The sequence below is a fragment of the Methylobacter sp. sgz302048 genome, assembly GCF_052162025.1.
GTDB lineage: Bacteria > Pseudomonadota > Gammaproteobacteria > Methylococcales > Methylomonadaceae > Methylobacter.
Genome location: NZ_CP197401.1, coordinates 2217522 through 2237348, shown reverse-complemented (window position 1 = coordinate 2237348; position 19827 = coordinate 2217522). Strand labels below are relative to the sequence as shown.

Annotated in this window: 14 protein-coding genes; all 14 read right to left on the bottom strand. The window is 54.1% G+C overall.

Annotated features, from left to right (window positions below; all coding sequences use genetic code 11):
• Nucleotides 1–3: 3 nt before the first annotated feature.
• Nucleotides 4–1095: a M35 family metallo-endopeptidase gene (locus tag ACTNE6_RS10120; RefSeq protein WP_442499604.1), complete on the bottom strand. Its 1092-nt coding sequence runs from the start codon at nt 1093–1095 to the stop codon at nt 4–6.
• A 34-nt stretch (nt 1096–1129) separates the two neighbouring features.
• Entirely contained in the window at nt 1130–3862 is a 2733-nt protein-coding gene (gene tssH, locus ACTNE6_RS10115; RefSeq protein ID WP_442499603.1) for a type VI secretion system ATPase TssH, read from the bottom strand.
• A gap of 34 nt (nt 3863–3896) precedes the next feature.
• Nucleotides 3897–4931, bottom strand: a complete 1035-nt coding sequence (tssG, locus tag ACTNE6_RS10110; RefSeq protein WP_434485313.1) for a type VI secretion system baseplate subunit TssG — start codon at nt 4929–4931, stop codon at nt 3897–3899.
• Nucleotides 4895–6769 carry a type VI secretion system baseplate subunit TssF gene (tssF, locus tag ACTNE6_RS10105; RefSeq protein ID WP_442499602.1) on the bottom strand — a complete coding sequence of 625 codons (1875 nt, stop codon included), beginning with the start codon at nt 6767–6769 and terminating at the stop codon, nt 4895–4897. Before tssF ends, tssG begins: the two co-directional genes overlap by 37 nt.
• A 2-nt stretch (nt 6770–6771) precedes the next feature.
• Entirely contained in the window at nt 6772–7275 is a 504-nt protein-coding gene (tssE, locus tag ACTNE6_RS10100; protein WP_194970918.1) for a type VI secretion system baseplate subunit TssE, read from the bottom strand.
• An 89-nt stretch (nt 7276–7364) separates the two neighbouring features.
• Complete coding sequence (locus ACTNE6_RS10095; protein ID WP_442499601.1) at nt 7365–8159, bottom strand: type VI secretion system accessory protein TagJ; 795 nt, start codon at nt 8157–8159, stop codon at nt 7365–7367.
• 87 nt (nt 8160–8246) lie between these two features.
• Nucleotides 8247–8732: an Hcp family type VI secretion system effector gene (locus ACTNE6_RS10090; RefSeq protein WP_194970916.1), complete on the bottom strand. Its 486-nt coding sequence runs from the start codon at nt 8730–8732 to the stop codon at nt 8247–8249.
• A 92-nt stretch (nt 8733–8824) separates the two neighbouring features.
• Nucleotides 8825–10321: a type VI secretion system contractile sheath large subunit gene (gene tssC, locus ACTNE6_RS10085; protein WP_194970915.1), complete on the bottom strand. Its 1497-nt coding sequence runs from the start codon at nt 10319–10321 to the stop codon at nt 8825–8827.
• Between the two features lie 3 nt (nt 10322–10324).
• On the bottom strand, nt 10325–10855 hold the full coding sequence (tssB, locus tag ACTNE6_RS10080; RefSeq protein WP_442499600.1) for a type VI secretion system contractile sheath small subunit: 531 nt from the start codon (nt 10853–10855) through the stop codon (nt 10325–10327).
• A gap of 49 nt (nt 10856–10904) precedes the next feature.
• Entirely contained in the window at nt 10905–11954 is a 1050-nt protein-coding gene (gene tssA, locus ACTNE6_RS10075; protein ID WP_442499599.1) for a type VI secretion system protein TssA, read from the bottom strand.
• 79 nt (nt 11955–12033) lie between these two features.
• Nucleotides 12034–13578, bottom strand: coding sequence for a type VI secretion system-associated protein TagF (gene tagF / locus ACTNE6_RS10070; RefSeq protein WP_442499598.1), 1545 nt, complete (start codon nt 13576–13578; stop codon nt 12034–12036).
• A gap of 2 nt (nt 13579–13580) precedes the next feature.
• Nucleotides 13581–17132: a type VI secretion system membrane subunit TssM gene (gene tssM, locus ACTNE6_RS10065; RefSeq protein WP_442499597.1), complete on the bottom strand. Its 3552-nt coding sequence runs from the start codon at nt 17130–17132 to the stop codon at nt 13581–13583.
• Nucleotides 17133–17149: 17 nt separating this feature from the next.
• Entirely contained in the window at nt 17150–18475 is a 1326-nt protein-coding gene (icmH, locus tag ACTNE6_RS10060) for a type IVB secretion system protein IcmH/DotU (protein WP_442499596.1), read from the bottom strand.
• Between the two features lie 6 nt (nt 18476–18481).
• A complete protein-coding gene (gene tssK, locus ACTNE6_RS10055; RefSeq protein ID WP_194970909.1) occupies nt 18482–19819 on the bottom strand; it encodes a type VI secretion system baseplate subunit TssK in 1338 nt (445 codons plus the stop codon).
• Nucleotides 19820–19827 lie beyond the last annotated feature (8 nt).

The following is a 19827-nucleotide window of genomic DNA, read 5'->3' as shown; positions in this document are numbered from 1 at the left end:
CAGTTATATTATCTTCAAAGCTCTACTGCGCTCACTCTCAGTCAGCACCCCGGCGCAATCTGCACAGAAGAAAGCCCAACTGTCTGCATTTTTAACTGCGTCGCTTCCCATAAATCCTGCATGAGGGCCTATACCATACCATGCATACCGTGCCTGGCCCTTTGCTACATCCTCAGTTCCGCAAATCAAATGAGTCAATTCATGTACCAAAATCCTGGCCCAATTCTTGGGGCCGCTCAACACATTGCCGGGGTGATCGATAAAGAAAGACTTTTCGATATAAACAACATCCAATCCTTCGTTATTACAGGCAAATGTAAATGCTTCGGAATTCAAAAAACGAATTTCCTCGGGTGTAGAAGCTCTCCGGAGTGGAACCCAATCAGTCAATATCATGCTCCCTCTGTTTAAGGTTGCAGTAATGTCTTTGAACCCCTTGGAAAGAACAGCTATAAATTTGTCCAGATCCGCATCGGAGGTACTTGGATCTGAAAACCAACGCTTCACTATTGCTAATGCCGCTCCCTTGTCTTTATCTGACTTGCTGGTCGCCTGCGCTAATATCATGTTGGTCTTTTGACACCAAGCCAGCGAATATTGGGTAGCGGCGAACAAATCCTTTTTCTGAACGGCTGTGAAGTGTTCGTTATGATCTTTTAGAAGTTCTTTAACCTGACTGCCAGTTGAAGCCCAAGAATTGAGGTGAATGGATGGCCAGTGTAAAAAATTCTTGGGTAATGAATGAATCCAAACTGCGCGGTTTCCACTGGTATATAACATATAAGTATGCAACAGAAACTTCAATGCCGACGCCCGCATTTTAGGTGCATCAGGCACGGTAGCATCATTGTCGTTCAATGCCTTGACCGCTTTTAATATAGCTTTTTCAGCCGATACCAGCTTGCCATTTTCTAACCAGACTTTTTTTCTCAATGTAGTTAATAGTTCGGCCTTGGATGAATCAAAACCATCAGTCGTCATTAGATCATGAAGAGCTGACACCAAGCCGTGCCAATCATTTTCAAAATGATTAATATTTTGTAGCTGACTTTTGGCATAGTCATATTGCCATTTGAATTTAATTCTCCAATCCATAAGAATTCCTAATGTTTACTGTTAATAACACAACCTACTCAAACCCATACCCAAAATCCCCATCCTGCACGCTCACATGAACCCGCTCGATCGGTTTGCCTTCCATCATCCGTGTTAAAAACTCTTCGCTGATCCGCGGCAATACGGTATTGGTCAAAATCGCATCGATCATGCGGCCGCCGCTTTCGACTTCGGTGCAGCGGCTCGCGATCAGCTTGATCACGTCATCGTCGTAAGTGAACGGCACCTTGTGGCTTTCAGCGATGCGCTTCTTGATCCGGCCGAGCTGCAGGCGGGCGATTGCGCCGATCATTTCGTCGCTGAGCGGATAATACGGAATCACGACCAGACGGCCGAGCAGGGCCGGCGGAAACACTTTCAGCAGCGGTTCCCGCAGCGCTTTGGCGATGCCTTCCGGTTCCGGCATCAGTTCCGGATCGCGGCAAAGCCCTGCGATCAAGTCGGTGCCGGCGTTCGTCGTCAGCAGAATCAACGTATTCTTGAAATCGATAACCCTGCCCTCGCCGTCTTCCATCCAGCCTTTGTCGAAAACCTGGAAGAAAATCTCATGCACGTCGGGATGGGCTTTTTCGACCTCATCCAATAGCACGACGCTGTAAGGACGCCGCCTGACCGCTTCGGTCAGCACGCCGCCTTCGCCGTAGCCGACATAGCCCGGAGGCGCGCCTTTCAGGGTCGATACGGTGTGCGCTTCCTGATATTCGCTCATGTTGATGGTGATGACGTTCTGCTCGCCGCCGTACAAGGCTTCAGCCAGGGCCAGCGCCGTTTCGGTCTTGCCGACGCCGGAGGTGCCGGCCAGCATGAAGACGCCGATGGGCTTGTTGGGATTGTCGAGACCGGCGCGCGAGGTCTGAATTCTTCGGGCGATCATGTCCAGGGCATGGCGCTGGCCGATGATGCGCTGTTCCAGGTTGTCGGCCAGATGCAGAATGGTTTCGATTTCGTTTTTAACCATGCGGCCGACCGGAATGCCGGTCCAGTCGCCGACCACGGAGGCAACGGCCTGCGCGTCGACGCTGGGCAGGATCAGCGGCGTTTCGCCTTGCAGTTCATGTAGTTTCGCCTGCAAGGTTTTCAGTTCTTCCAGCAACTGTTCGCGCAGCACACTTGCCGTTGCTGGGGCGGATTCGGCTTCGGCCATCCGGTCGGTAGCTTTTTCAAGCGGGCTGTCGGTGCCTTCCACTTTGCCGGTCTGATCGCGCAACTGCTTGCGGATATCGAGTATGCTTTTGACCAGTTCGCGCTCGGCATTCCAGCGTGTTTCCAGTTTGCTCAGGCGCTCTTTTTCCACGCCGAGCTTTTCAGCGGCGACCGTTTCGCGGTCCTTGATATCAATACCGACCGCTTTCTCTCGGCCGATAATGGCCAGTTCGGTTTCCAGCGCCGCGATGCGTTTGCGGCAGTCGTCCACCTCGGCCGGTATGGCATGCTGGCTGATCGCGACGCGGGCCGAAGCCGTATCGAGCAGGCTGACTGATTTATCGGGCAACTGGCGGGCCGGAATGTAGCGGTGCGACAATCGGACCGCCGCTTCCAATGCCTCATCGAGCACCTGCACCTGATGGTGTTTTTCCATGACCGACGCCACGCCGCGCATCATCAGGATAGCCTTTTCCTCGCTCGGCTCGTTGACCTGCACGACCTGGAAGCGGCGCGTCAGGGCTGGGTCTTTTTCAATGTGCTTTTTGTATTCGGCCCAGGTTGTCGCGGCGACTGTGCGCAGCGTACCGCGCGCCAGAGCCGGCTTCAGCAGATTGGCCGCATCGCCGGTGCCGGCCGCACCGCCCGCTCCGACCAATGTATGGGCTTCATCGATGAACAGAATAATCGGTTTTTCCGAAGACTGAACTTCTTCTATGACCTGGCGCAGGCGGTTTTCGAATTCGCCTTTCATGCTGGCGCCGGCTTGCAGCAAGCCGACATCGAGCGTGCGCAGCGACACATCGCGCAAGGGCGGCGGCACGTCGCCTGCGACGATTTTCTGCGCAAAACCTTCGACGACAGCCGTCTTGCCGACGCCGGCCTCGCCGGTCAGGATCGGATTGTTCTGGCGGCGGCGCATCAGGATATCGATGACCTGGCGGATTTCCTCGTCGCGCCCGACGATCGGGTCCATTTTGCCTTGCCTCGCCTGCTCGGTCAGATCGACCGTAAACTGCTTCAAGGCTTCCTGCTTGCCCATCTGCGCCGGCGACATGGCGCCGCTGGCCTCGCCCGGAACGGCGCCGCCGCCGACCTGAAAGCCGTCGCTGGCGCGCAGGCCCTCTTCCGGCGAGCCGCTGACGATCTCGGCAAAACGTTCGGTCAGTGTCTCAGGCTTGATCTTGTCAAATTCCCGGGAAATACTTTGCAGGGCATGCGTCAGCCCTTTGGTTTTCAGGATGCCGACGACCAGATGCCCCGAGCGGACTTGCGATTCACCGAACATCAGCGTGCCGTAAACCCAGCCGCGCTCGACGGCTTCCTCGACATGCGAAGACAGGTCGGAGATGGACGTGGAGCCCCGGGGCAACCGGTCGAGCGCATCGGTAAAGTCCTTGGCCAGCCGGGAGGGATCGAGATTGAACTGGCGGATGATTTTATGCAGATCGGAATCCTGCAGCTGCAGAATCTGATGCAGCCAGTGCACCAGCTCCACATAGGGATTGCCGCGCATTTTGCAAAATACGGTTGCGCCTTCTATCGCTTTGTAACATACGCTGTTCAGCTTCCCGAACAGCGCCACACGACTGATGTCGGTCATTTCACGTCTCCCAATTTGTTTGTTTTTATTGTGCTTACGCTGCGCCCAGACTGCCCCAGAAAGGATTCAGCATCAAATCGTCAGCATCTGTATTCTCGTTTCGGTCGCCCAGCCAGCTTGTCCAGCCCAGCCCCGTCTGTCCGTCCAGTCGCGTGCCCGGCACTTGTTCTTTTTTCAGGACCAGATTGACATCCCAGACCAGTTCGTCGCCTATGTAATTGCGGACTATCGCTATTAGCTGCCCGATCCTGTAGCCGTTCGGCAACAGGCTCTGGTATTCCGCCAGACTCAACGGTCCCAGGCGGATTCGGAACTTATGCTGGCATGACCAGACCCGCGATCCCAGAATCGCCGACATACCCAATTCGCCGGTTCTGGGCGTCTCGCCCAGACGCGTCAAATCCGATTCCTGAATATCCAGCCATTCGCCGACGAACTCTTCGATGCTGACCGTCAACCTGAAATAGTCCGCCAGCATGGCCCTCAGCCCTTCGGCATGTTTGGCCTGGCAGGACAAGTAGCCCGTATAGTAGAACTTGGCCAGATCGGGCATGGCATCGCGCTCGTGCAGGGATTCCAGGCCCAGCCCGGCCAGCGAGCCGATGTAACCGGAAAAGCGGTCGGATTCGGGCCGATCGAAACTGACGACGGGCTCCGTGTCGGCCCAGGCGCGATAAAACAGGCACAGCATGCGATGGTGGAATATGTCGGCAAAACGCGCCAACGTATGATCGCGGTAATGATGAATTCTTTCGCGAACGTATTCGGTCAGATGCAGAGGCAGCGGCCCATTGGTGCCGAACAGACCCAGGAAGCGCCCGGTCAGCCGCGGAGGAAGTCCGTCCTCACCCGGCGTGAATGAACTGAGCGTGGAGGATTCGAACGACAGCGACACTTCCTGCCCCAGCCTGATCGGATCATCGACGGGGCGGGCCGAATGGCCCAACCGGGGCTTGTCCTTATAGGCGCACTCCAGAAGGCGCATCAGCTGGAAAAAGCCGTATTTATACGGCGCTTTGCCCAGTGACTCTTCTAGAGGATGTGGCGTTGCCCGATTCTCGTCGGCCATCGCATTACCTCGCCCCGGTCGCTGGTTTTCAGCACCGTTTCCGTAAATGAATTGATTGATACATACTGAGCGAAGAACTGCTCCAGCACGGTGCCCAGCAAGAATACGCCGCTCCCCTCAAAGGCCGACTCATCGACATTGAGCGATACTTCCAAACCGCGCCCGAACACGATCGGCCCTTTGGTATTGATACGGCGGACGATGGACTTGGATTGAATCGATAACACGCCCTCGATCTGCTTGCGAGAGCCTGGATCACTGTCGCCGTACAACGACAGCAGGTTACGAAACGCCATGGCGCCTTCTTTTTCGTCGTTATCGACGATCGATAAATAGTTCAGCGACAGATGGCTGATCAGTTTCCATGCGGTATCCTTGTGCGCATTGGACGGACGCGGCTTGGTCGGCCCCGATAGGCACCGTATGGATTGAACCGGAGCGCCGGTCTGAATCGTAAAATCAGTCGTTCCTACGCCGATGGGCAACTGCAGCGGCAAATCGCGGTTCGTGCACAGCGTGGCAAGGCCGAGCTGCTTCAGCTCGCTTCTAAAAGGCGCCTCATTGGCATCTACCAACGAGATATATATTTCATTGCCGGTATAGCTGGAGCGGGGGCCGTATTGCCGTAGCTTGGACGAAATGACGCGCGGCGCCCGGTGTAGCGTATAGTAGGCTCTCTTATGCTTGTGCCTGGCATCGGCGCTGGCTTGATAAAAAGGCAGGAATTCCTGCTTATCATCGGCTGTGCCGCCGAAGCCCGTAACTTCCTTCACCTGATAAACTTCATAATCCAATGGTCGGGTCCGGTCGGGAACGACATGATATTCGGCGGTTTGATTGGTCAAATGAATCCGGTCGGTTCTTTTGGGAAAGATATTGACGGCCGGCGTACAGAACAAGGCAAACCGTGACGCATCGACCGAATTGATCAACCGGGGGTTGCTGCGATTGAGCAGGATGATGATGTCCAGTTCGTTGTCGGCGCACTGCCGCACGGCTTCCTGCAACTGCGTCAATTCGACGAACATAAAACGCTCGGGAAAGGCAAAATACTCCTGCAGTAACCGATAGCCCTGGAATGAACGCGAGACATAAGGCAGCAGCGCCTGATTGTCTTCAAATCCCAGCGGCTGAACGGCGGCGTTCCTGATGACGTGTTGCCAGGCGGCAGGCCGTTGGGTCGGCTGCACGACTACGGCAATCGCATTCGCCAGTATCTGTTCATAAATCTGCATGGGCAATTCGCCGACACCGCGCAGATAGAGCGGCAGATTATTCAGGGCGATCTGGTTGAATTTCAGTCCCGCCGTCGTTCTCAGGCGCAATCGGATGCCGGCTTTCAGTCCGGGCAGGCTCGATACGCCGAGGTTGGCGACGGCGCCGGCACCGGGCAGATATTCAGCTTCCACCAGTTCCAAAGGCCATAAAGTCAGATCGTGGGCCGTGCGGTATTCGCAGGCGGTCTGCTCGCCTTTGCCGATCTGGCTGCGCAAAGCGGTCTCCCGAAGGATCGGAAATCCTTCATTGAGCGCCCCCTCGGACAGATCCGGCTGAAACTGCACGACCGTCATGGACGGCGTAGGCGCCAGATAATGCGGATAGACCATTTCCAGCAGATGCTGGGTAAAGCGCGGAAACTCCGCATCGACCTTGAGCTGGACACGCGCCGCCATGAATGCGAAGCCTTCCAGAAGACGCTCCACGTAAGGATCTGCGCATTCGAATTCGTCCAGACCCAGCCTGCCGGCAATCTTGGGAAATTCGCGCGCGAATTCGCCGCCCATTTCGCGGATGTGCTGCAACTCACGGTTGTAGTATTTCAGTAAGCGAGGATCCACAGCTAGCCTCCTCTGTCCATGATTTCCATGTTGCCGGTCTCAAGATCGAGTTCTGTTCTAAGGTAGAGGCGCAACGGTAACGGTTGCGCCCAAAGATCGCCTTCTATGTCGAAGGTCATGGCATTGTGATTCATCCGGTCATCCGAAGCGGTCACCGTGACCTTGACCGAATCGCGCAGGATTCGAGGCTCAAAATCCCAAATGGCCTGTCGGACGCAACGCTCTATTTCCTGCACATCGGCGCCCGATAACGTTGTGCCGGCCAGATCGGGAATGCCGTAGTTGATTACTGAACCGGCGACTAAAGGATAATCATCGAGATTCTCGACCGCAGCCAGACGGCCTGTATTCAACAGCCAGCCCATATCCCTCAATACGCCCTGCCGCAACCGGCTCAGCGACAAGACGCGCTGTTCGCGCGATTCCTGAGTCTTATCGGGCGCGTCATCGGTCAGCCGATCCAATAGCGAAGGCTGTAAACGTTCTTTCTGGGTTAGCTCGGCCATGGTTTTTATTCTCTACAGGCACCCCATGCGGGATAAAAAAGCGGATAAGAAGCGTTCAAGGTTGCGTTCGAATAAAAACAGGTTGGCGATTAGTCAATATTAAATTTAATTTCACGGACATCCATTAGCGCATAGTCGTTTTCGTCCGTACTCAATAACCGTTGGCCCAAGCCGATGAATGATTCTTCAGCCTGCTCCAGCCACTGCGTCTTGCGGGCCAGACGTATTGCCGGATCATTGGCGGTTTCGGAACCGGGATAACGTGTTGGAATCAAGCCGAAGGCTTCGCCGCCGTTCGCCCAGATGAAATGCGCCGGCATCCAGGCAAAATCGCGCAGATCGGTCGGTTCCTCAATATGAATCTCGCGAATCTGATGGAATGGAACCCAGTAATAATGACCATTGACTATCGCTTCCAGCATGGGCCCCAGGCGGGTGTCGGCATCGGCTATCCAGTTAAAGGCATTGCCGTTGATTGATCCCGGCGTTGCGGGCGCCTGGTCAAAAGCCTGATCGCGCAGATTTCTCGCTTCCGCGAACCGATTGTCGGCGTTCAGTTTAAGCGCTTCCTGAAGCAGCGCGATCCACTGTGCCGGCTCACCAAAAACCACAGGCGTTTTATAGCCTGAGAAGATATCCTTGCGCAAAACTTCGCATCGAATAGCTTCCCTGTAAGTCTGCACCATAGGCAGATTCGCCGCATCGAGCTCGCCCGCCACATTCAGTTGCGTCAGTGCGCGATCCCATTCGCCGAGAATCGACAAAAGCTGAAATAGAAATGTTCTGAGTTTAGGATTGGCAGGGTCTTTACGAACCTGATTTTGTAATTCAGCCAGCGCTTCCTGAAGCCGGCCTTCCTGTAAATGCTGCTCTGCAAGGTTCATAAACTTTCCTGCTGCTGATAAAAACGCTTTGAATTTGTTAGCCGTAAAAAACGCGAAGAAGGATATGCCTTCTTCGCGCTCCCGACTTTAGATTTTTACGTTTTCAGCGATATTCCATTTAGTCTCAATCGCGCCGCCGTCTTTTGAACCGTCCGCTTTTTGAGGCTGGTAGGCGTATTCGAATTCAGCGAAGTTCAGGCTGACATTTTCCGTCAGTCTGTCTTCACCACCGCTGCCGCCCGTGCTGACAGAGGTCACGATGACTTCCTTCATCTTGATCACGATATATTCCAGAGGCGTTTCGCCGGCTTTGCGCACGACCAGTGTAGCCTCGGGATAATGCTTGCCATTGCAGCAAGCCATGATCAAAGGCGCGGAAGATTTATCGACATATTTGGTTAACGATATATCCTGCACGCTGACTTTGCCAGCGCCGCCGCCGCCGCCTGTATGCGTGGTGCCTGATTGCGACATCCCCCAGCTCCATGCCAAAACGTCAATCTCATCCTTGTGCGTTTTATCGCGCGATTCACCTTTTACATCGCCGATTTTAATAAACATATCAACAGCCATTTGTCTCTCCTTTTATTTTTAAGACATCAAAAAAAAGCCAGAAGCGTCGTCCTTAATAAGTGCTAGGCTCCATGACTTGTAAGCACCAAACATCAACCGCCTTTGGCGGAGGGCAGTTTGGAAACCAATCGCAACGACACTGTCAATCCTTCCAGCTGATAGTGCGGGCGAAGAAAGAATTTGGACGAGTAATACCCGGGGTTGCCTTCTATCTCCTCAACAACAACTTCGGCGGCAGCCAGCGGCTTTTTCGCTTTAGTCGTTTCGCTGGAGTTTGCCGGATCGCCATCCACATAATTCAGAATCCAATTATTCAGCCAGCGCTCCATGTCCGAGCGCTCCTTGAATGAGCCGATCTTGTCGCGCACGATACATTTCAGATAATGGGCAAAGCGGCAGGTCGCAAACAGATAAGGCAATCTGGCCGCAAGGTTGGCGTTTGCTGTTGCATCCGGATCATCATACTCGGCCGGCTTATTCAATGATTGCGCGCCGATAAATGCTGCAAAATCGGAATTCTTTTTATGCACCAGCGGCATAAAGCCCGATTTGGCCAGCTCTGCTTCGCGGCGGTCACTGATGGCGATCTCGGTCGGGCATTTCATATCCACGCCGCCGTCATCGGTCGGAAACGAATGCACCGGCAGGCCTTCGACGGCGCCGCCTGATTCAATGCCGCGAATTCTGGAGCACCAGCCGTACAGTTTGAACGAGCGGTTGATGTTGGTCGCCATGGCATAGGCGGCATTGGACCATGTGTAGTTGCCGCTGTTGGCCGCTTCGGTATCTTCTTCGAAATCGAATTCGTCCACCGGATCGGTTTTGGAGCCGTACGGCAGACGAGACAGGAAGCGCGGCATAGCCAGACCGATGTACTTGGAATCATCCGATTCGCGCAATGAACGCCATGCGGCATAATCCGGCGTCGAGAATATTTTCGTCAGATCGCGGGGATTCGCCAGTTCGGCCCATGAATCCATCTGTAATGTCGAAGGCGAAACGCCGGCAATGAACGGCGCATGCGATGCCGCTGAAATCTGCGCTATCTGGCCCAGCAGTTCAACGTCCTGCGGTGAATGATCGAAGTAATAATCGCCCATCAGGCAGCCGAACGGTTCGCCGCCGAATTGGCCGTATTCCTCTTCGTACAGTTTCTTGAACAGCGGGCTTTGATCCCAGGCCGTGCCTTTGAATTTCTTCAGCGTCTTGCCCAACTCTTTCTTCGAGATGTTCATAACTCTGATTTTCAGCTGCTCGTCAGTTTCCGTATTGTTGACCATATAATGCAGGCCTCGCCATGATCCTTCCAGCTTCTGGAAATCTTCATGGTGAAGAATCAGATTAACCTGCTCGGTCAGTTTTTTATCGATCTGCGCGATGATAGCCTCAATTGAATTGATCGCATCTTCCGATATGATGGAGGCATCCTTCAAAACGTATTCGGCCAATGTCTGAACCGCGTTTTCAACTTCTGCCTTGGCGCGATCCGATTTGGGTTTGAACTCTTTGTTCAGCAATGATGAAAAATCGCTGAATTCCTGTGCCTGAGCCCCTGCTTGGGCTTCTGGCGCATTTGCTACTTCAACCATGGCTTATTCTCCTGCTTCCTGAGTTTCTGGCGTTGCGTCTGCAGCCGGCTTAGGCGCCGCGATCAGCGACTGCAGCAAGGCAGGATCGTTGATGGCCTTGGCAATCAGCTCTTCCGCGCCGCCCTTGCCGTCCATATAGGTCACCAGATTGGCCAATTGCGTTCTGGCTTCCAGCAGTTTATTGAGTCCTTCCACTTTTCTGGCGACAGCCGCAGGGGAAAAGTCATCCATGCTCTGGAAGGTGATATCAACGTTCAGATTGCCATCGCCGGTAATGGTGTTCGGCACGGTAAAAGCCACTCGCGGCTTCATGGATTTCAGACGTTCATCGAAGTTGTCAACGTCAATTTCCAGCAGCTTGCGCTCGGCAACCGGCGCCAGAGGTTCGGCGGGTTTTCCTGACAGGTCTGCTAAAACACCCATCACGAACGGCAACTGGACTTTTTTTTCCGCTCCGTATAATTCAACGTCGTATTCGATCTGAACTCTTGGCGCACGATTGCGTGCGATAAATTTTTGACTACTTTCTGCCATTTAATGCCCCTTATTCAACGTATTAAATTTCCAAACCAGCGTGATGTCTTTACTCATCTTCACCACGAGTTCCAATGATGACCTTGGCCTGATCCAAACCATCAGGCGCGATATCCTTAAGCGCGTCCATAAAGCTTTTTCCGACCAGTCTCATGCCACGTTCAATAAAAATAGGCACTGGACTCGACGGTTCATTTTTTTTGTAATATTCGCAGACCAGATTTAATGCCTTAAGCACATCCTGCGTATTGTTGATGGCGCCGGGCGCCGATTTTTTTTCTGCGGCAGCCGCGGCTCTAACGTTGTCAGCGACAATCTCGCTTTCCACCTCATCCGCAACAGCAATTTCGCCACCGCCTTTTATTTCAAGCCAGTCAGTCAGAAGCGCCCTGCTTTCCTTTAACAGATTTCTTAAGTCGCCAAAACTGGGCGCGTCATTGACGCCAACCTGCTCAGTAACAAAACGCTCCAATGCATTCAGGTTATCGAGGCCGGAGCTGACCGCAGCCAATATCTGCTTGAGGCTTTCCAGATCGCTGTCCAGAACGGCGGCGTCAATTGTCGATGACGCTATGCCGCTTTCATTATCGGAAACGGTAATTTTTCCGGTAGCGACAAACACATCGCGTAGGCTGAATCGGCCGAGACCTCTCGATTCGACCAGGGGCGTTTGTTGGAGCGGGCGCAGAATAGTCTCGTGGTCGCACAAGGACATCAAAATATTGACCCGTTCAGTAGGGTCGTTGTCATCATCCGGATCAAGTTGAGGATAAATACTGTCCCAGCGCTGTTCAACCAGCGCCTTGATCAAAGCCATGCCGTCATTGAAGCCGGCAAATCCTTCCGTTGCGATCAGCGCCCGGAGAAAGCTGACCAGTACCCGCAGGTCTCGGGTACGGGATAATAGCTGTTCTGCGCTCTTTTTTACTTCGCGCCAGTTGGGCGGTTCCGCTGCTTGAATGGTATCTCCGACCTGTTGTTCAGGCTTGCCTTTTATAGCCTGTTCCAGAGCAATGAATTCGGCATCGTATTGCAGATCCTCTCCACAGACATTTTCCGAATCTATCGCTTCTAAATAGCTTTCAATATCGACAGCCAATTTGCCCCCTTATTTTTTATTATAACTGCAAACTCTATCACATCATCAAGAACTCTAAAACTCAATGACGTGCTTTAATCTATGAAATTTCGACGGCCACAACCGAAACATTGTCGCGAGCTCCTCGCCGCAGCGTCAAGTCAATCAAAGCCTGTACGCTGGCTTCACGATTATGGGCATTCAAAATCGCCTCAATCTCCTGAAAGCTCACCTCTTTATCCAACCCATCGCTGCAAAGCAGATAAATATCGCCCGACTGTACATCAGCAGTTCCGGAATCCAACTGTAAATCATCATCAGCCCCAATAGCGCGGGTGATGACATTGGTCTGTTTCAGAGGCCTATCGGCCGGCATCAGGCTGCTTTCCGGATATTCCTGGTCTTCGCAATGATCTACGGTCAATTGTTGCAACTGCTTGTTCCTCAACCGATAGAGACGGCTATCGCCAGCCCACAGGTAAGCAAATTGCTTATCGCCCGCCAGCAACACCACAACCGTGCTGCCCACGATTTGATTGCCGAACCGGCTTTCCGCCAGGTCGCGCAGATCATCATTGACCTGTTTCAGGCAGGCGCCGGTTTTTTTTATGGCTGAATCCAGGTCGCCTGAGAATTCCAGCTTGCCCAGGGATTCAACAATCATCTGGCTCGCCACATCGCCGGCCTGGTGTCCGCCCATGCCATCCGCAACAGCCCATATGCCCGCCTGTGGCCGGTCCAATATCGCATCCTCATTACATTTCCGACGCATGCCTACGTCGGTTATGGCAAAAGATCGCCACTTTAGATTCTGCTCATCCTGCCCGGCTTCAGATCCACTGCTGTCCGGCTGATTATTAATACACCTGCGCGGCTGCGTCTTATCCGGATCAATGCCTTCGGCAACATTTGACAAAGTGGTTTTATCAAGCTGCCAGCCTCGGTCTGACATATGGCCGGAGAGCAGGCTGACAAACGCACTCACCGGCGGCAAGCCTTCACAGCCCAGTAAAAAAGGCTTGATATGATCGGAGCCGAGCGTGGCCCACAAACTGTAGCCGGATGTAAATACATCGAACAAATTAGTGTGCAAATCCGCTAACGCTTCCTCGGCCGGTCCCGCATGATCAATGCTTATACAGATGGCGTTTTTGGCGGCACCGGCATCCCTATGCAGGGTTCGATCGGCGAATCGGGCTTCAGGCCTTACTAAGGCAGGGATACTGGCCAGCAGATTATCGAAACCGTTCAGGTCGAGATTATCTTCCAGCGCCGTCAACGCAATCGATTCGACTTCCGCAAACCAGGCGTTATTGGCTATGAACACATCGGGCAAATTGATGTCTGCCGATACAGGCAACGCCAGCGTCAACGGAAAATAACGCCCGACCCGGTCAACGCTGGGCATCAGCACACCGAGCCAACCGGTATTGCCGCACAGCCCCGGGCTTAATGCAAAGCGCCAGACCGGGCTCGATAAGTAAGCCTTCAGCCAGTTCTCGACAAGCTGCTGCTGGCTCGCCGCCATGGCGCTCTGCAGCCATTTATCCCAAGGATTGATAAACTCGCGCGAAAGCCGGCGCGAAACAAAATCGCCCAGCACCGGTAATTTTCCATAAAATCCAGGAATGGACAGGTTTTCCACGGTCATATTCCGGCGATGCAGCGAAAGCTCTTTAAGGCATCAAATGCAAACGGATTGAATACGCTGTTGGCTCTCAACTCGTATTTTGCCGTCAGTCCTTCAATAGCGAAGGTCACGATATAACTGTCCTGCGTCGATTTCTGTATATCAGCCTTATCAAGTACCCTGAACAGCGCCCATGCGCCCTCTTCCGAGCGACTGACCAGCTTGCCGTCCGGCTTTTCGAAACCGTACCGGACCAAGCCTCCGCCCGTACCCGGCCATTGGAACTGCGTCGCCCGCGCCGGACCGTGGCGATAATCGGTCTGCTGGCCGCCCATATCGATCCAGAAGCGCGATGCATTCGAATCGAGTTGCAGCGGCTTGAGCTCAAACGTGATAGCCGGCAACTGTCCGCCGCTCTGGAAAAATACGTCGCGTATTTTTGCCGCATTCTGGAACTGGCTCAGAACGCCCGACGATATGCCGATCGACTTGTTGTCCTGGGCAATCAGCCTCCATTGCATGCCGCTGGTGTCGACAAACGGTTTCAGATGGGTATTGAAAAACTGGTCGAGAACGCCGTTAGGCGCAAAGAACTTGCCGAAATCCTGCAGCGTAATATCGGTGCGGCTGGCTTTTGACAGCGGATAGCGCCCTTCCAGCGCGCTTTTGCAAACCGTGGCCACTTCGCTTTGCAGGCTGCGGTTCAGCTGGGCCTTAGCGCCGCCCAGAATAATGCCCCAGTTTCCCGAAGCCAAGGTCCTGACCCAGCCTTGCAAAGGGTCCGGCAGCCGTGCCGAATGCAGATTAATCTGCGCAATGATGTCATTGCCGCCTCCGGAACTGCGCTGCAAGGCCAAGTTGACAGCGGCGGAAGCATCGGATGTGCTGCCCAGATCAGCCATATAGCCGTAAAGCTGCCCCAGGTCGGCAATCACCTGATCGATCGCCACGGCACCGCCGATATTCCTGATCTGGGCGGTCAGCCTTTCAAAATGGCGCTCGACTTCCTGACCCGAACCGGCCGAGGATTCGCCAGTCACGCCGGCCACTTTGGCGGCATTCAGCAGCTTTTGCATGCGCGCATCGCCGCCTGTTGCGGCTTCAGCGCCCTGTTTCAGCTTATCCAGGCCACCGGCGTCGGCCGGGGCGCGGGTCAGCGATGTCTGTTGATCCAGCGCCTGCAGCAGTTTACGCAAAGGCGAATCGCCGCCGGAGACTATCTCCAGCACTTCTATGGATTGCTGTATATTGGCCGTCGCCCTGATGTTCAAATTATTCAGCAAATCGTCCCAACGCTTGATGAAATCGATGAAATAATAATTGCGCAGCTTGGCTTCCAGATCCGCAGAATCCTGTACCCCGGCCATGTTGTCCTCGCCGAGCACCCACTGCTGCTCAACCGCCTGCTTGGCCAGATCCTTGCTTTCTTTCAGAAAAATCTGATAGAAACCGTCATAGGTAAAAAAGCCGGGAATCAACTGTTCTTCCAGTGTGCCGCTGGCGGTCGAAAAAACGCGGTTTCCGCTTAAACCCAGAGCATCGATCAGCTTGAAGTCATAATCATGCCGCTGCAATGCCTCACGCTTGATGCGCATGTAAACCTGCTGCGCGACCGGTATTTGCGTCAATATCTGCCGGGTGCCTGCAACCAACTGATCATCCAGAGGCTGGGCCTCCATCGGCAATTTCAGCAGATTGTCCAGATGCACCAGCAAGCCTTGCTGCACAGTCTGAGGGTAATTGTTTTCCCAGTCCAGTGCGATCCAGGGCCGAAAAATCCTGGCATCCATTTTCTCCGGGTTGCCGAGCATCAAATAAACGCGCAGCAGTTCATACAAAATCTCCGGGTTTTTGGCTTCCTCGCTGACCAGGCGCTGTTCCAGCCTGGCCTTGATGAGCGGCAGGAAACGGTTCGACAGTTGCTTGCCATAAGCGCTGTCGACCAGCGGCCTGAGCTTGTCGCCCTGGTAAAGCCCGAACTGCATGGACCACGGCGCGTCGTCGGCATAAACGGCGTGCACGGCATAAAGCGCATCCATTTGTTTCAATAAGGCGGCGAAATCGCTTTTCCACTCAGGTGTGTCGGCAAGCGTTTTTTCGTAGAGATCGTTTTTCGCCTGCACGTCGGCAATAGCCAGTTTATTGCGTGTAAAACTGGTCGACCATAAAGCCGCCATGCCGATAGTCAGCGCAATGGCCGCCCCGTAAGACAATTTTTGCATCAGCGAACGGCGTTGCTCCACGCGCTGGTTCAAACCGGCGATTTCGGCCTCGCCGAAGATGACTTCTTTAAGAAGGCGCGTCAGAAAATAGCTTTTGCCCTTGCCGCTGAACACCGGCGCCGAAAAGCGGTCGAGCTTGAATGTAGTCGCCAGTATGCCCATTAACCGATCGATCGGCGTGCCTTCCTGCGTGCCGCTGGTGAAATAAACGCCGCGCAGCAGCGAGGGCGCCTGGTAGCGGTTGATGCCGAAGCACTGCTGCAGGAAACTGAGCATGGGCTCTTTCAGTAACGACATGCGTTGCGGAAAGCCGAAAATCAGATTGCGGCGCTGAAGATCTCTCTCCTCCTGCAGGCGCTTTTGCATGCGGCTGTTCAGGCGCGTCAGCAAATCCTCGAAGTCCTGCCCGACTCGGGCGATGACATCGGCCGGATGTTCTTCATTTTCTTCAGGAAACGTTACGCCCCATATCTGGGCGCGCTCATCCTGGCCGAAATCGGCGAAAAAGTCCGTAAAACCCGCAATCAGATCCGTTTTGGTGAACAACATATAAATCGGGATGCGGATGCCGAGTTGCTCATTCAATTCCTGAATCCGCTGCCGTATGGCGAGCGCGTGCAGCATGCGCTCTTCTTCCGTCTGCCGAAGCAGGTCGGACAGGCTCATGGCAACCAGAACGCCGTTGACGGGCCGGCGCGGCCTGTATTTTTTCAACAGGTCCAGGAACCCGAACCAGGCCGCCTTATCGACGGCTTCATGGCTGTCCTGGGTCGTGTAGCGGCCCGCCGTATCGAGCAGCACCGCCTGGTCGGTGAACCACCAGTCGCAATTGCGCGTGCCGCCGACGCCTTGGATGGCGCTTTTGCCGAAACGGTCAGACAATGGAAATTCCAGGCCGGAATTGATCAAAGCCGTCGTTTTGCCGGAACCCGGCGGTCCTATAATAATGTACCAGGGCAGCTCGTACAGATATTGTCTGCCGTGCGACGACTTGCTTTTCATCTGTTTCAATGTTTGCAAGGCCGCATCGAAGTTTTGCCCGAGCATGCCGATCTCTTCGTCCGACTCATGATTGACCTGTAACGGAGCGGCTATCCTGCTGTCCACCAGTTCGTTGACCATCTGCGCATTGGCGCGGCTGGCTCTGACCTGAGTGAACAGGTTATTGGCGCCCCACAGCACGACAAGGATCAGTATGGCGATCAGGCGTGAAACCTCGGTTTCGAGCGGTACATTGCCGCCTATCGCAATCAGCGGACCGAAAAACCATAACACCAGGCTCAGCGCGATGATACCAATGAGCTGTATCACCCATTTTCTCTTGAAGAAATCGATAATTTTTTTCACGATTAACCTTAAAATTCTTAAAAATTGATTTCTATACGCCGATTCATGGCCCGGTGTTCGGGACTATCGTTAGGCGCCAGACTTTGCGTATCCGCGCGTCCTTCCGATGCAATGGGGTGGCTGAACTGACCGTGGCCGCTTAAAAACGCCGCCACTGTTTTTGCCCTTGCACTGGATAAATCCCAGTTAGAAGGAAAGCGCGCCGTGAAAATAGGTACATTGTCGGTATGTCCGACCACGCTGATGGGATCGGTGATGGTCGTCAGCGCCTGGGCTATTTTTTCCAGCAGCGGATAATATTCGGCCTGGATCTGGTCGCTGCCGGAAGCGAAAAAGCTCTTGGCCATGATTCTGATCACGGTCTTGCCGTTAACCTGATCCACAGTGACTTTATGCTGCTGGATTTCAGGCGCCAGAAACGCTCTGAGATCGTCGAGTATGTTTCTGACCGGCGCTGCAGGCGCGGGTTTGTTAACGGCCAAGGTAGGTTTAACATCGAGATCATCCTTGATTTTGTACAACTGGCTCAGCAACGGATTGGATGCCTGATTCACGGCATACAGAAAACCCAAAAATACCAGCATCAGCGCGAAACCCGCCACCGAAGCCACAACCCACAAGGGCACATATTTGGCCAGCGCATTACGCTTGTCGGTAATGCCGCGCCAGTGCGGCGACAGTTCTTTGTCGAAGTCGCCTCTTTGCCTGCGAATGACCAGATACAGATTCTCGCGCACCTCTTCGAGCCGCGTCAGGCCGTGTTCCTGGACACGGTACTTGCCTTCAAACCCCAAGCTCAAGCAGAAATAGAAAAGTTCCAGCAGATAAAGATAGGTTCCCGGCTGCGCAACCAGGTTCTGCAGGATCTGGAAAAACTTCTCGCCGCCCCAGGCTTCCTTGTGGAAGGTAACCAGCAGGTTTTGCGTGGTCCAGATACTATTGCAGCCCCATGGCGTGTTGAGTATCGCTTCATCGAGCAACGAGCACAGCGCGTAACGCGCAGCCTGCACGTGCTCGGGCGGGCAGCCTGCCTGCAAGGACTTGGCCTCGAAGGTTTTGACCTCGCTGATCAGCTTGTTCCTGAGTCCTGGCACGTCGGCATGAGATACGGAGTTGCGCAGCTGCACCACCAGCGACAATAGCGCCATGGCGCTGCCGGCCAGCGGATTATCGCCGGACTGCAGATTGATCTGCTGCGGTAAAACTTCGGCGGCTGGCGCAAAAACCGGCGCCGCAGGCTGTTGCAAGGATTCCGAAGACGGTTTTTTTCGCAGACCCGGCGAGGGCTTCAAAACAGTTTTGTCGTCATCCAGATAATTGCCGAAAGGATCGCCTTGATTCACGCTGTGTTACCCGTTTTTAATTGCCCAAAATTCTAGTTCAAGACCCGGAAATTCGCCTGCGATATGAATGGCGAAGCCGCCGGACTTGTGCATTTGCTGCCAAAAATCACCCTGCTTGCTCAGCTCGAAATACGAGAACCCCGCATGATAGGGAATCTGCCTGGGCGCAACCGGCAGCGGATGCACCGCGATACCGGGCAGCGCCGACCTGACCAGTTGTTGAATCTGTTCTACCGGACCGATTTTGACCTGGGTCGGGAACTGGCTGCGCAGCATGTCAACCGGCACCTGCGCATTCACAGCCAACACGAAGAAGGCATCTTTCAGCAAATTGTAATCGGGGATTTTGGCCGCACGCGTACCGTATTTGGGCGGCGTCAGCGGAATCGGTATGGCGTTCTGCTCCAGCACCAGGCTCAGGCAGTCGCGGATTTCATCGATCACGTAACTGAAAGTCAGCTGCAGATTGTCATGTTTGTAGACGGGAAAACTGACCGGGCGCTTCTGGGTTTTGGAGAAAGTCGACAGTTCGCCGGCCACCTGCAGCGCGATACGGTAGAAATCCTCGGGATGCATGCCAGGTAGGTTCTGCAGATGCTCGAAAAGCGGCTCCAGCCGGTTGACGACCTGCAACAGTAAAAAATCAGATATTTCCGAAACGCCTCCGCGCCCCGCTTCCGATGCCCGTCCGGCTAATGCTTCTCCCCGGGTGTGCAATAAACCGCAGATTTCCTTGATAAACCCGCTGATCTTGGGATTTGCAAGGCAATCGAGACTGGGAGGGATAAACTCTTCGTCAAGAATCACATTTTTGTCGGCGCGGGATTCGATGACCCGAGCCACACCGATGCAGATGTGCCCGGCGCGCTCCTGTCTTTCCAGCATCAGGCTGGTATGCAGCCGGCCTATCATCAACGCCGAGACTTCGTTGCTGTTGGTATTGTGATCCCTGACATCCGCTTCAACGGCATGATAACGCGCCATATTACTGGGCTTTTCGGCGCTGTCGACTTCAATGGAGCCTTCAAGGCGCGCCGGCAGGGAGAGATAGATAATGCTGTTTTGCACGTCGGACGGAATATCGATAGGCTGAGGCAGCTCATCGTCGGCGGGCAGGTTAAAAGGCGTACCGTCAGGAAAAATACCGCTGCATTCAGCCAGTGCAAACTTGCCCATCGCCAATTGCCGCTGGTCAATCTTCAGCCTTGCCACGCCCCAGTCATAAACCCGGCCTGTACCGCACCGCCCCCGCACCAAAGCTTCGATGTAGCGGTCATGCTGCTGAAAATGTTGCGGACGCAGGAACATCCCCTGCGACCAGATTACCCTGTTGTTTTCTGACATTATTTATC